The organism is Microbacterium sp. 8M (assembly GCF_902506375.1).
GTDB lineage: Bacteria > Actinomycetota > Actinomycetes > Actinomycetales > Microbacteriaceae > Microbacterium.
On record NZ_LR733284.1, the window covers coordinates 250,089 to 264,113 of the forward strand.

At 71.4% G+C, this 14,025-nt stretch carries 9 protein-coding genes; 5 read left to right on the forward strand and 4 right to left on the reverse strand.

Annotated features, from left to right (window positions below):
* Positions 1–39 precede the first annotated feature (39 nt).
* The 4 genes from allB (at position 40) to AERO9AM_RS01175 (ending at position 7,212) form a co-directional block, all read left to right on the forward strand.
* The gene (gene allB, locus AERO9AM_RS01160) at positions 40–1,437 is read left to right on the forward strand and encodes an allantoinase AllB (protein WP_159574512.1); all 1,398 of its coding nucleotides are present in this window, start codon (positions 40–42) and stop codon (positions 1,435–1,437) included.
* Between the two features lie 246 nt (positions 1,438–1,683).
* Positions 1,684–3,906: an ATP-dependent Clp protease ATP-binding subunit gene (locus AERO9AM_RS01165; protein WP_159574513.1), complete on the forward strand. Its 2,223-nt coding sequence runs from the start codon at positions 1,684–1,686 to the stop codon at positions 3,904–3,906.
* Between the two features lie 371 nt (positions 3,907–4,277).
* Entirely contained in the window at positions 4,278–5,738 is a 1,461-nt protein-coding gene (locus AERO9AM_RS01170; RefSeq protein ID WP_236602438.1) for a nucleobase:cation symporter-2 family protein, read from the forward strand.
* 106 nt (positions 5,739–5,844) lie between these two features.
* A complete protein-coding gene (locus AERO9AM_RS01175) occupies positions 5,845–7,212 on the forward strand; it encodes an 8-oxoguanine deaminase (protein ID WP_159574514.1) in 1,368 nt (455 codons plus the stop codon).
* Positions 7,213–7,325: 113 nt separating this feature from the next.
* Here AERO9AM_RS01175 and AERO9AM_RS01180 read toward each other — a convergent pair whose 3' ends face one another.
* Complete coding sequence (locus AERO9AM_RS01180) at positions 7,326–8,384, reverse strand: alpha/beta hydrolase family protein (RefSeq protein ID WP_159574515.1); 1,059 nt, start codon at positions 8,382–8,384, stop codon at positions 7,326–7,328.
* Entirely contained in the window at positions 8,381–9,817 is a 1,437-nt protein-coding gene (locus tag AERO9AM_RS01185; protein ID WP_159574516.1) for a M28 family metallopeptidase, read from the reverse strand. The genes AERO9AM_RS01180 and AERO9AM_RS01185 overlap by 4 nt, the downstream gene beginning before the upstream one ends.
* An 87-nt stretch (positions 9,818–9,904) precedes the next feature.
* Between AERO9AM_RS01185 and AERO9AM_RS01190 the strand changes: the two genes are divergently transcribed.
* Positions 9,905–10,903, forward strand: a complete 999-nt coding sequence (locus AERO9AM_RS01190) for an AsnC family transcriptional regulator (protein ID WP_159574517.1) — start codon at positions 9,905–9,907, stop codon at positions 10,901–10,903.
* A gap of 10 nt (positions 10,904–10,913) precedes the next feature.
* Here AERO9AM_RS01190 and AERO9AM_RS01195 read toward each other — a convergent pair whose 3' ends face one another.
* Both AERO9AM_RS01195 and AERO9AM_RS01200 read right to left on the reverse strand, forming a co-directional pair.
* Positions 10,914–12,251, reverse strand: coding sequence for an MFS transporter (locus AERO9AM_RS01195; protein WP_159574518.1), 1,338 nt, complete (start codon positions 12,249–12,251; stop codon positions 10,914–10,916).
* 234 nt (positions 12,252–12,485) lie between these two features.
* Entirely contained in the window at positions 12,486–13,874 is a 1,389-nt protein-coding gene (locus tag AERO9AM_RS01200) for a glucose-6-phosphate dehydrogenase (RefSeq protein WP_159574519.1), read from the reverse strand.
* Positions 13,875–14,025: the final 151 nt, after the last annotated feature.

The window sequence follows — 14,025 nt, forward strand, 5'->3', positions numbered from 1 at the left end:
GAGGCCGGCGGCGGCGCCGGCAGAAGGGAACTCCGCAACATGGCGCAGGAGACCGAAAACAACGCCGAGGGAACGTCGCAGGACCACTCGGGTTCGCACTTCGACCTGGTGATCCGCGGGGAGCGGGTCCTCACCAGCTCCGGGATCCGGTCCCGCGAGGTGGGCGTCCGCGACGGCGTCATCCTCGCGATGGAGCCGCTCGGCAACGGCCTTCAGGGCGACCGGATCATCGAGCTCGCCGACGACGAGACGCTGATCCCCGGTCTCGTCGACACCCATGTGCACGTGAACGAGCCGGGCCGCACCGAGTGGGAGGGCTTCGCATCCGCGACGAAGGCGGCCGCGGCCGGTGGCGTCACCACGATCCTGGACATGCCGCTGAACAGCATCCCCCCGACGATCGACGTGGAGGCGCTGGACATCAAGCGCGACGTCGCCCGCGACCAGGTGCACGTCGACGTGGGCTTCTGGGGCGGCGCGGTTCCGGGCAACCGCGATAAGCTGCGCGGGCTGCACGACGCGGGCGCATTCGGGTTCAAGTGCTTCCTGCTGCACAGCGGCGTCGACGAGTTCCCGCCGCTGGATCCGGATGAGCTCGAGGAGGACATGCGCGAGCTCGCCACCTTCGACTCGGTCATGATTGTGCACGCCGAGGACTCCCGCGCCATCGACCGCGCCCCCAAGCCCGACGGCGACGACTACGCCAAGTTCCTCGCCTCGCGTCCGCGCGGTGCGGAGAACCTCGCGATCGCCGAGGTGATCGAGCGCGCCCGCTGGACCGGCGCTCGGGCGCACATCCTGCACCTGTCCTCGTCGGACGCGCTGCCCATGCTGCGCTCGGCCAAGCACGACGGCATCAAGCTGACCGTCGAGACCTGCCCGCACTATCTCACCCTCACCGCGGAGGAGATCCCGCACGGCGCGACCGCGTTCAAGTGCTGTCCGCCGATCCGCGAGGCCGGCAACCGCGAGCTGCTCTGGCAGGGGCTGGAGGACGGCACGATCGACTTCATCGTGTCCGACCACTCGCCGTCGACGCTGGATCTCAAGGACCTGGAGAACGGCGACTTCGCGGTGGCCTGGGGCGGCGTCGCGTCGCTGCAGCTCGGCCTGTCGCTGATCTGGACCGAGGCGCGCCAGCGCGGGCTGTCGCTGGAGACCGTGGTCTCGTGGATGAGCGAGAAGCCGGCGCAGTTCGCCGGTCTCACCGGCAAGGGGCGCATCGCGCCCGGCTACGACGCCGACTTCTCGATCTTCGCGGCCGACGACGCCTACATCGTGGACGTCACGAAGCTTCACCACAAGAACCCGCTCACGCCGTACAACGGCAAGCCGCTCGCCGGTCGCGTCCGCAAGACCTACCTGCACGGCGAGGAGATCGACTTCACCACGCCGCGCGGCCGACTGCTGCGCCGCGGCATGGCGGAGGTCGGCTGACTCCACGGCACTCGGCTCGCCGACGATGCGCGGACAACGGCGTCCCCATCGGCGGCGGATCCGCTGCCGACCCTCTCCCTCGCAGAAGCCGGCCCGATCGTCTGATCGGGCCGGCTTTTTGCACGTCCCCGGACCCTTGTCTCCGTGACCCCCATCCGCTAAACTTGAGTCGTATCAACTCAACTTTGAAGGGCGGACCGGATCCGACTCTTCCGCACCACACGCAAGGAGACTTCAGGAGGACGAATGGCCACCCCTCAGACGGCACAGCAGGACGAGCAGCAATCGGCGCTCGAGCAGTTCGGCATCAACCTCACCGATCGCGCCCGGCAGGGCAAGCTCGACCCGGTGATCGGACGCGACACGGAGATCCGGCGGGTGAGCCAGGTGCTCACCCGACGCACCAAGAACAACCCGGTGCTCATCGGTGAGCCGGGCGTCGGCAAGACCGCGGTCGTGGAGGGGCTCGCGCAGCGCATCGTCGCGGGGGACGTGGCCGAGTCGCTGAAGGACAAGGAGCTCGTCGCCCTGGACATCTCCGCCCTCGTGGCCGGCGCGATGTACCGCGGCCAGTTCGAGGAGCGCCTGAAGAGCGTGCTCAAGGAGATCACCGAGTCCGACGGCCGCATCATCACCTTCATCGACGAGCTGCACGTGCTCATGGGCGCGGGCGGGGGAGAGGGATCCGTCGCCGCCTCCAACATGCTCAAGCCCATGCTGGCCCGTGGTGAGCTGCGCCTCATCGGCGCCACCACGCTCAACGAGTACCGCGAGTTCATCGAGAAGGACGCCGCCCTCGAGCGCCGCTTCCAGCAGGTCTACGTCGGCGAGCCGTCGGTCGAGGACACCATCGCGATCCTGCGCGGACTCAAGGGCCGCTACGAGGCGCACCACGGGGTGACCATCTCCGACAACGCGCTGGTCGCGGCGGCGGCGCTCTCGAACCGCTACATCCCCAGCCGTCAGCTGCCGGACAAGGCGATCGACCTGATCGACGAGTCGATGTCGCGGCTGAAGATGGAGATCGACTCCAGTCCGGTCGAGGTCGACCAGCTCAAGCGCCAGGTCGACCGCATGAAGATCGAAGAGCTGGCCCTGAAGAAGGAGAAGGATCCGGCGTCGAAGGAGCGTCTCGGGCACCTGCGCGAGCAGCTCGCCGACATGGAGAAGGAGCTCGCCGACCTCGAGGCTCGCTGGGCGCGAGAGCGGCAGGGGCTGAACCGCGTCGGCGAGCTCAAGAAGCAGCTCGACGACGCCATCACGCAGCGCGACCTGGCCATGCGCCAGGCCGATTACGCGCGCGCGTCGAAGCTGGAGTACGAGACCATCAAGCGCCTCGAGCGCGACATCGCCGAAGCCGAGCAGGCCGAGGCCACCGTCGACGCCCAGCAGGGCCGGATGGTCAACGAGCAGGTCACCGACGAGGACATCGCCGCCGTGATCGCCGCCTGGACCGGGATCCCGGTGGGCCGGCTCCTGCAGGGCGAGACCGAGAAGCTGCTGCACCTGGAGAGCGAGCTCGGCAAGCGCCTGATCGGCCAGAAGGACGCCGTGCGCGCCGTCTCCGACGCCGTGCGCCGCTCCCGCGCCGGGATCAGCGACCCGGGCCGCCCCACCGGCTCGTTCCTGTTCCTCGGTCCCACCGGTGTGGGCAAGACCGAGCTCGCCAAGGCACTCGCCGAATTCCTCTTCGACGACGAGCGCGCCATGGTGCGCATCGACATGTCGGAGTACGGGGAGAAGCACACCGTCTCGCGCCTCGTCGGCGCCCCTCCGGGGTACGTCGGCTACGAGCAGGGCGGTCAGCTCACCGAGGCCGTGCGCCGGCGCCCGTACAGCGTGGTGCTGCTCGACGAGATCGAGAAGGCGCATCCCGAGGTGTTCGACGTGCTGCTGCAGGTGCTCGACGACGGCCGCCTGACCGACGGCCAGGGGCGCACGGTCGACTTCTCGAACGTCATCCTCATCCTCACCAGCAACATCGGATCCCCGATCCTCATCGACCCGGTGATGTCGCCCGAGGACAAGCGCGAGGCGGTGATGGCGCTGGTGCGGCAGTCGTTCCGCCCGGAGTTCCTGAACCGGCTCGACGACATCGTGATGTTCGCGGCTCTCAGCGAGGACGACCTGGCGCAGATCGTGGAGCTCGCGGTGGACCAGCTGCAGCGCCGACTGCACGAGCGCCGGCTCACGCTCGGCGTCACGCCGGACGCGCGGTCGTGGCTCGCCGAGCGCGGCTACGACCCGGTGTTCGGTGCGCGGCCGCTGCGCCGCCTCATCCAGACCGAGGTGCAGAACAAGCTCGCCACGGCGCTGCTCAGCGGTCGCGTACGCGACGGCGACATCGTGCGGGTGGATGTCGCCGCGGACGGATCCGGCCTCGTGCTCACCAGCGAGGGGCCCGCGGATCCGGTGGCGCCGCCGGCGGATGCCGACGACGTGATCGAGGCCGAGCTGCTCGACGACTGACGCCGGCGCTGGTTCCTGAGCGCCCTTCGTCTCGCTTCGCTGTCAGGATCCGCGCAGCGAGACGAAGGACGCAGGGGCCCGGATCTTCCTGATCCGGGCCCCTTTCCTGTGTCTCCAGGCGCTGATGCACGTCATCAGGATATCCGCATTGCGGAAACCACGATCCGAGATTCGGAAAAAGTTCTTGACTCCTGCGGGAGTGCCGCCGTAGCCTGAGGAAGTCTCCAGAGCCGGAGACGCACCTGGACCAACAGCAGTCCGTCCCGTACGTCGCGACGGACGGAGCGCCCGCACCGTATCGCCGCACTGGCGCTGCATGCCGGCCGGCGCTCGGCTCACCCGGTGCTCTGCCCCACGACGAAGAGGTCGAATTGACTACCAAGCAGAAGAAGGAGGTCGCCCGTCCCGAGGACGAGCGGCTGTCGATCGGCGCGACCATCGGCTACGGAATCCAGCACGTGCTCACGATGTACGGCGGCATCATCGCGCCGCCGCTCATCATCGGGCAGATCGCGGGCCTCGAGCCGGGCGACATCGGCGTGCTCATCGCCGCCTGCCTGTTCATGGGCGGTCTGGCCACCATCCTGCAGACCGTGGGCATCCCGTTCTTCGGATCCCAGCTCCCGCTCGTGCAGGGCGTCTCGTTCGCCGGAGTCGCCACCATGGGTGCGATCGTCACGAACGGCGGCGGACTGCCGGCCGTGTTCGGATCCGTGATCGCCGCCTCGGTCATCGGCCTGCTCATCGCCCCGGTGTTCGCGACCATCATCCGCTTCTTCCCGCCGGTCGTGACGGGCACCGTGATCACCACGATCGGCCTCAGCCTGCTGCCGGTCGCGGCCGGCTGGATCTACGGCCCCGGCGCGAAGCCGGAGAACGGCGCGCTGCCGGAGAACCTCATGCTCGCCGGCATCACCCTGGTGATCGTGCTCATCCTCAGCAAGATCCCGGTGGGGGCGATCTCCCGTCTTGCGATCCTGCTCGCGATCGTGCTCGGCACCATCGTCGCGGTCATCCTCGGGAAGGCGGACTTCAGCAAGGTCGGCGAGGGGCCGATCTTCGCCCTTCCGCAGGTCTTCGGCTTCGGCCTGCCGACCTTCAACATCGCCGCCATCATCTCGATGCTCATCGTCATCCTGGTGACGCTCACCGAGACCACGGCCGACATCCTCGCCGTGAGCGAGATCGTCGGCACGAAGGTCGACTCCAAGCGCATCGCCGCGGGCCTGCGGGCCGACATGCTCTCCAGCGCCGTGTCGCCGGTCTTCGGCACCTTCACGCAGTCCGCGTTCGCGCAGAACGTCGGCCTGGTCGCGATCACCGGCGTGAAGAGCCGCTTCGTGGTGACCGCCGGTGGTGGCGTTCTCGTCATCCTGGGCCTGCTGCCCGTGCTCGGGCGGGTCGTGGGAGCCATCCCGCAGCCCGTGCTCGGCGGGGCCGGCCTCGTCCTGTTCGGATCGGTCGCCGCGTCGGGCATCCGCACCCTCGCGCGCGTCGAGTACAAGGACAACATGAACCTCGTGATCGTCGCGACCTCGCTCGCCGTGGGCATGCTCCCGATCGCGAAGCCCGACATCTACCACGCGATGCCGGCCTGGTTCGTGACGATCTTCCACTCGGGCATCAGCTCGGCGGCGGTCACCGCGATCCTGCTGAACCTGCTGTTCAACCACCTCGGCAGCGTCAAGCGCAAGAACGCGTTCGTGTCCGCGCCGACGCGCAGCATCCCGGTCGCCTACCTGGACGCGTTCGAGGACGGCGACTCGATCGTGGACGGTAAGATCGTCGACCGCGACGGCAACGAGGTCCCGGTGGAGCATCCGGCGCACTGACACCGCCCACCCCGCGGGGGCAACCTGGATCAGCAGACAGGTCAACACTGAGCTGGCCCCCGCGGGGCCACCCGGCTCCGCTCATCCCGTTGAAGGAGCCGCACCGATGTCCGAACCCACCCGCACCCTCTGGCTGAAGAACCCGCTGGGGATCCACACCGGCGACAGCGCCGACGCCCGGGGCGGCCTCGTCGTCTCGGGGTCGCGCATCCTCGAGGCCGTGCCCGCCGGAGGCACTCCCTCGGCGCCCGTCGACGAGACCGTCGACGCGTCGCGGCACGTGATCATCCCGGGTCTCATCAACACGCACCACCACTTCTATCAGACCCTCACCCGGGCCTGGACGCCCGTGGTCAGCGCCGAACTGTTCCCCTGGCTGAAGGGTCTGTACGGGGTCTGGGCGGGGCTCACCCCGCGCGACCTCGAGCTCGCGACCACCGCCGCGCTCGCCGAGCTGCTGCTGAGCGGCTGCACCACGGCGGCCGACCACCACTACCTCTTCCCCGACGGGCTCGAGGACGGCATCGACGTGCAGGTCGAGGTCGTGAAGCGCCTCGGGATGCGGGCGACGCTGACGCGCGGATCCATGTCGCTGGGTGAGGAGGACGGCGGGCTGCCGCCGCAGAGCACCGTGCAGGACGCGGACGTCATCCTCGCCGACAGCGAGCGGCTGGTGGGCGCGTATCACGAGCGCGGCGACGGCGCCTTCGTGCAGATCGGGCTCGCACCGTGCTCGCCCTTCTCCGTCACCACCGGAGTGATGCGCGACACCGCCGCGCTCGCCGAGCGCCTCGACGTGCGGATGCACACCCACCTCGCGGAGACCATCGACGAGGAGGACTTCTGCCGGGAGCGGTTCGGGCTGCGCACGGTGGACTACCTCGACAGCGTCGGCTGGCTGGGAGGGCGCACCTGGCTCGCGCACGGGATCCACTTCGACGACGCCGAGATCGCGCGGCTCGGTGCGGCCGGCACCGCCGTCTCGCACTGCGCCACCTCGAACATGCGCCTGGCTTCCGGCATCGCGCGGGCCGTCGAGCTCGAGGCCGCCGGCGTCCCGGTCGGGCTGGGCGTGGACGGATCCGCGTCGAACGACGGCTCCAACATGATGATGGAGGTGCGCCAGGCGCTGTACCTGCAGCGGCTCCGCTACGGCGCCGCGGCGGTCACCCCGGAGCGGGCGCTGGACTGGGCGACGCAGGGGTCGGCGCGTGCCCTGGGCCGCAGCGACATCGGCGTGCTCGCCCCGGGCAAGCAGGCGGACCTCGCCATGTTCACGCTCGACGAGCTGCGGTTCTCCGGCAGCCACGACCCGGTGGCCGCGCTGCTGCTGTGCGGCGCCGACCGCGCCGACCGGGTCATGGTGGGCGGCGTCTGGCGCGTGCTCGACGGGCAGATCGTGGGACTGGACGTGCCGCAGCTCATCGCCGAGCACAGCGCGGCCGCGCGGCGCCTGCTCGCCCGGCACGCCTGACCGGTGTTGCCGAGGAGGCGTCCTTCGTCTCATCGCTGCGCTCCTCGCTCAGGAGCCGGTGCGCGCGGGTTCCTGAGCGAGCGCAGCGAGACGAAGCACGTGGGTTGCCCGGCTCAGCGCGCCAGGCGGGCCGCGATCCAGGCGGCGGTGTGCCGCGGGGCGTGCCGGGCGCGCATCGTCCCGGAGTGGTGCGACGGCCACCAGCGGGCCGTCAGGTCGACCCCGGCCTGCCGATAGGCCCGCAGCAGCCGGGCGGTGAGGGGCGCGGGCGCGACCTCGTCGAACCACCCGGCGTCGATGCGCACAGGGACTCGGAACCCCGTCAGGGCGGCGACGTCGTTCTCCCGGAACGACGCGTACAGGCGCGCGAACAGCGCCCTGCCCTCAGGTCCGCCGATGCGGCCGGGCGCGATGCCGCCCCAGGAACCGGCGGCCGCCAGTTCGCTGAGGCAGAGGCGGTCCAGGTCGTCCCATCGTTCCCGCGCGGCGGGATCGAGGCCGTCGCCGTCGATCAGCGCCCCGAGGATCGGATCCGCCGTGGCCGCGCCGCGCAGCATGAGTCCGATGAGCGCCGAGACCACTCCCGAGCCCGGCGCGGTGCCGGGGAGTGCGAGCGAGGTGCGGATGCTGAGATCCATCCGGGTGACGGGAGTCACGGCCGCCACGCCGCGCAGGCGGCTGCGCTCGTCGGGTTCGGCAGATGTGCCGGCGAACAGCGCGGCGACGGCGCCCTCGGAATGACCGGCGGCGACCCAGTCGTCGCCGAGCCGGTCGTCGAGGGTGCGGCGGGCGCGCATCATCGCGCGTAGGGATCCGGCCAGCGGAGCCCCCAGGAGGTAGGGATGCACTCCGCCGCTGCCGATCCCGGGGTAGTCCGGCCGCATCACGGCGATGCCGCGCCGCAGCAGCAGGTCGCACAGGGCATCGCCCTGCGACATGCGCCGCCACTCCGGGTGCCCCGGATGGCCGAGGCTCGGGGCGGAGCGCCGCGAGCCTCCCGTCGTCATGTGCCCGAGCACCACGATCGGATGGCCGCCGAGCGGTGCCTCCGCGAGGGGGAGATGCAGGATCCCCGTCTCCGGTCCGTCCTCGCCCGGGAAGCGCACGATGCGCGTGGATCCGTGACGGATACCGGATCCGCTGGCCGGGCCGTACGCCGTCGCGTCGCTCACCAGCGCCCCCGCGGGAGGAGGCGGCGCAGGCCCGCGGGGAGCGTGCCCAGGAGCGAGCCGCGGTGCCGGTCGGCGTCGTCCACGACGTCGGCGAAGAACCGGGCCACCGGCTCGAGCTGGGCGACGTCGATCCGGTCGATCGTGTCGGCGTCGTCGTACAGGTAGAGCGGGCCGGAGATCAGGCTCACCGTGGGCACCCCCGAGACGAACGTGAACGAGGCGTCGGTGGGGATGCCGCCCGCGAAGAACTCCAGCAGCCCCGATCCCAGGATGCTGGTCGCATGCAGCCGGTGGCGGCGGATCAGTCCCGCGATGCGGGCGGTGAACGCCGGGCTCACGTTGAGGAAGATGCCTCGCGGCTCGGTCTCCCCGGTGCTCTCGAACCCTCCGTCGGCGCCCTCCACGGCGCGCAGCCCGATGTGCTCGATCGTGGCGTTGAGCACGATCCGCCAGCGTGCGTCCGGCGCGAGCACGTGGCGGCGGGCGAATTCCCGGTGCGCCTGATAGCCGGTGAAGTGGGTGTCGAAGCTCGTGAAGAGCAGCGTCTTGCGCGGCGGCCGCCCCGCGCGGGACTCGGCCGCGTATTGCTCGGCGAGCGCGATCACCTCGGCGGCGCCCGACGCGTCCTCCACTGCTCCGTCGCCGACCGAGTCGTGATGCGACTGGATCATGATCGCCTCGTCGCGGGTTCCGCGATCACTGCCCGGCAGCACGCCGATGACGGTGCGCGAGACCACCTCCGAGCGCTCGACGCCCAGGGTGATCGTCGCCCGGGGCGAGCGGCGCAGCGCCGCGCGCAGCCGCGCGCCTCCCGCGCGCGTGACCCAGGCGCCGGGCAGGCGGAACAGCGTGCGCCGGTAGTACTCGTTGTGGTAGCCGAGCGAGTCCGGGTAGTCGCGCAGTACGCCGATGACACCCACGGCACCCGCCGCCGCGGCGTCGCGCATCGTGCGGGCGAGCGAGGTGACGTAGGGGTTGCGGCTGCGCAGCACGTCGCGGCGCAGCACGCGCCGGCCCGGATCGTGCAGGAACAGCGTGAGCGGCAGGGTGTGCGCGAGCGTCATGTCGAATGTGAGGTCGAACAGCACGATCGTGCCGCGCACGTCGTGCCGGCGCACCCGGTCGGCGCCGATGTCGACGACCGGCGCTTCGACGACGTGACGCACCTCCCCGGTCCAATCGTGCGCCGGGAGGGCGGAGTGCAGGATCGGCGAGCAGGGCACCGCGAGGGCGTCGCCGGCCTCGACGCGGCATTCGGTCGCCCGCCACGCGAACGACGGCACCTCGAGGATCTCGGTCGCAAGGCCCGCGCGGGAGAAGCGCTCCTCGACGTACGCGGCTGCCGCGGCTCCCCCGGGGGAGCCGGTGGCGCGCGGGGCGAGCGCGACGAGATCCTCGATCGTGGCCAGGATCTGCGTGGTCGTCAAGCTCATGAGGCGAGCGTAGGATTTCGCTCTGATTTCGGCTCCGGATCACGGCGAAACGCCATTCAGCTCGGCATCCTGCGTAGTCTTCGTCACATGGACGCGACGGATCCCCGGCCCCTGGACGAGATCGACCTCGCCGTGGTGCATGCCCTGCAGCTCGACGCGCGGGCGCCCTGGACCCGCATCGCCGCCGCGGTCGGCGTGGACGCCGCCACGGTGGTGCGGCACTGGAGCGCTCTGAACGACGAGGGCCTGGCCTGGCTCACCGCGTGGCCCACGGCGGAGCGCTGGGCGTCCAGCACCGACCTCGCCCTCGTGCTGGTGCATCCCGGGATCACCACCGATGCGCAGGCCGCGGCCGTCCGGCGGCCCTGGGTGCTCGGCGTCGACGAGACCTCGGCGGGGCTCCTGCTGCTCGTCGCCGCCTCCGAGGGGCTGGCGCAGCTGGGGGAGCGGGTGCGCGCCCTCGAGACCGACGCCGCGGTGCTGCGGATGGACGTCGCCGCGAGCGTGTCCGCGGAGGACTCCACGTGGCGGCTGCCCGTGCTCTCCGCCACGCAGCAGCGCCTCCTCCGTCCCGCGCCCCGCGGCGCCCGTCCGTCCGCGGCCGACGCGCCCCGGCCGCCCAAGCCGCACATCGTCGCGGAGATCGCCGACGTGCTGGACGAGGATCCTCGCATGCCGTCGGCGGCGCTCGCCGTGCGCCTCGGCGTGTCCGAGGCGACCGCGCGCCGCGCCGTGGAGCGGGCGACCGCGGCGGGGTTGCTGCGTTTCGGCTGCGACCTGGCGATGCCCGCGGCGGGCTACCGCCGGGGCGCCGTGCTCTGGGCGCGCTCCACAGACCCCGAGTCGGCCGCAGCGCGCGCGGCGCGGCTGCCCGAAGCGCACCGCGCCGGGGTGGCGGTGGGCCCGGCGCCCCTGTTCGCATGCGTGCGGGCGCGGTCGCTCACGGCCCTGCCCGCGATCGAGCGGTCCTGGGGGCCGGACGTCGAGATCGTCGACCGCTGGACCGTGCTGCGCACGGTCAAGCGCAACGGGCACGAGCTCGACGCGTTCGGCCGGTCGATCGCCCGTATCCCTCCGCGGTGGTGACGGGACCCGATCAGGGCAGGTCGGCGGACGCCCGTGCCGCCTCCGCGCGCAGGCGGCCGTCCAGGCGGTAGCGCGACAGCGGGATCAGGCTGACCAGGCAGAGCGCGGCCGGCACGATCGACACCCCGAGCACGATCGCCCACTGCGCGCTGTCGGACTGCACTGTCGTGTCGCCGGTGCCGGGGCGGTAGCCGCCGAGCGTCAGCACGAGCCCGAGCAGGGCGGGTCCCAGGGCGTAGCCGAGCAGCTCGAACCCCGACCACATCCCCGAGATCATCCCGATCCGGTTGGTGCCACTGCGCCGGGCGTCCTCGGCGGCGAGGTCGGGGAGCATCGCCAGCGGGAACAGCTGCGCACCCGCGTAGCCGACGCCGACCACCCCGGAGGCGACGAGCAGCGGCACCGCGTCGCCCGCGCGTGCGGCCACCAGCGCGACCAGGCCGGCTGCCATCGTGACGGTGGCGACCACGAACCCCGACCTCTTGCCGATCCGGGATCCGAGCCGGCTCCATGCGGGCGTGAGCACGATCGCGGGGGCGACGAAGCACACGAAGCTGTAGGTGGCGACCGATGGATCGTGCACGACGTGCCGCGCCACGTACACGACGCCGCCGAGCACCATGCCGATCGCGACCGCCTGCAGGACGAAGGCGACGATGAGCGTGCGCGCGTCCGCGTCCCGCAGCACGATCGCGAGCTGGGCGAACAGCCGCCCCTCGGCCTGCTCGCCACGCGTCAGCGGCACCGAGCGGGTGCCGAACCAGACGCCCGCGGTGCCTACGAGGATGAGCACCGCCATGGCGAGCGCCATGATCCGGTAGCCGGTCACGCCGCCGAAGGCCTCGACGAGGGCCGGGGCCGCCGCGCCGGAGACCAGGATGGCGAGCGTGAAGACGATCACGCGCCAGCTGATCATCCGCGTGCGCTCGGTGTAGTCGTCGGTGATCTCGGCCGACATCGCGAGATACGGCACCTGGAAGAACGCGTAGACCGTGGCCGAGGCGAGGAACGCCACGAGCACCCACAGTGCGGCCGCGACCGGTGGGGCCGTCGGACCGAAGAACATCGCGGAGAAGGCGAGGGCGAGCAGGATCCCGGCGCGCAGCATGAACGGACGCCGGCGGTCGCGCGTGTTGCGGGAGCGGTCGCTGAGCCGGCCGGCGATCGGGTTGAGGAAGAAGTCCCATGCCTTCGGGGCGAAGACGATCATGCCGGCGATCGCCGCCTGCACGCCGAGGAGGTCTGTGAGGAACGGCATCAGGATGAGGCCCGGCACGGTGCCGTAGGTGCCCGACGAGATGCCGCACAGGGCGTAGCCGATACGGACGCGGCGGGGGAGCGCGGTCATGCGCCGATCGTAGGGTCGGTCGGGCGGATCCGCCGATCCGATGGGCGGGATCCGTCATTCCCGTCGGCGCCGTGCTGCGGATCTGCCTTCGCCGCCTGCCCTCCCCGGTTCCTGAGCGCGCGCAGCGTCCCCGGGTTCCTGAGCGAGCGCAGCGTTCCCCGGTTCCTGAGCGACCGCAGCGTTCCCCGGTTCCTGAGCGAGCGCAGCGAGACGAAGGACGCCCGCGCGCCCCCGTCAGGACGCGGTCTGCGGAACGCAGGAGGTGGCCCAGTCCTCCGGGCCGCGCGATCCGGCCGCGTACTCGTCCATCGGCACGGCCCCCGACCTCCAGGCGTCCAGGGCCGGCTGGATGATGCGCCAGCACTGCTCAGCGGCGTCGCCGCGCACCGAGAGCGCCACGTCGCCGTCCAGGATCTCGCTGAGCACCTCGGTGTAGGCGAGCAGCGTGCCCTTGCCCAGCTCGGTGGACAGCACGTCGCGGCGCAGGGCGAACGGATCGTCGCCGCCGTTCACGTTCAGCTCCAGCTCGATCCGGTCGGGTCCGAGGGAGAAGCGCAGCACCCCGCCGTCGTTCGGCCGCCCCGTGAGTCCGCCGGGGATGTGCCGCACCGGCCGGAACGTGACCACGATCTCCGCGCAGCGCTCGCCGAGCGCCTTGCCGCTGCGCAGCGTGAACGGAACACCCGCCCAGCGCGCGGTGTCGACTTCGCAGGTGATCTCCGCGAGCGTCTCGGTGTTGCGGGAGGGGTCGACGCCCTGCTCGTCGGTGTACGAGGGGATCGACCGGTCACCGATCGTACCGGCGGTGTACCGGGCGCGGCGGGTGGATCGGACAGGGTCGCCGTCGACGATCCGGGTGGCCCGGAGCGCGGCGGCCATCGCGTCGCGCAGGTCGATCTCGTCCAGATCCGCGGGCTGCTCCATCGCGAGGATCGCGAGCACCTGCAGCAGGTGGCTCTGGATCATGTCGACCAGCGCGCCCGCCTTGTCGTAGTAGCGCGCCCGGTTCTCCAGCGCGAGCGCCTCGTCGTAGCGCACCAGCACGGACTCCACGTGATCGGCCGACCACACCGGTTCCACGAGGCGGTTCGCGAACCGCACGCCCATGATGTTGAGGATCGTCGACCGGCCCAGGAAGTGGTCGACGCGGAACACCTGGTTCTCCGGCACGATCCGCGTGACGAGGGCGTTCAGCGCGGCCGCGCTCTTCTCATCGCTGCCGAACGGCTTCTCCAGCGCCAGCACGGTGCCGGCCGGCAGCGGGATGTCGACGAGCTCCTCGCATGCGGCCTCGGTGACCGCGGGGGGAAGCGCGAAGTAGATGACGAGGGATCCCTCGATGCCGGCGATGAGCCCGGCCAGGGCATCCTTGTCGGTGACGTCGGCCTTCGTATAAGTGGTGCCGGCGATCCGGGGCAGCTGGTCCTCGGCGTCGACCGTGGCGAACGCCGTGCGCACGGCCTCCTGCCAGCGTTCGTCCGACCAGTCGTCGGATCCGGCGCCGCGCAGCACGAGCGCGCGGTCGGGCTGCCGGCGCAGCAGCTGGGCGATCGCGGGCAGGAGCAGGCGCGACGTGAGGTCGCCGGAAGCACCGAGGATGAGCAGCGTCGTCGGGGTGGTCATGCGCCCACGATACGTTCCGAATGCGGATCCGTCCCGGATCTTGACGCGCCGCGCACGGTTGCGGTCCCTGGGCCTGTCGAAGGGTCCGTGCCGCGCACGGTTGCGGTCCCTGAGCCTGTCGAAGGGTCCGTGACGGTGCGGACGATGCGAG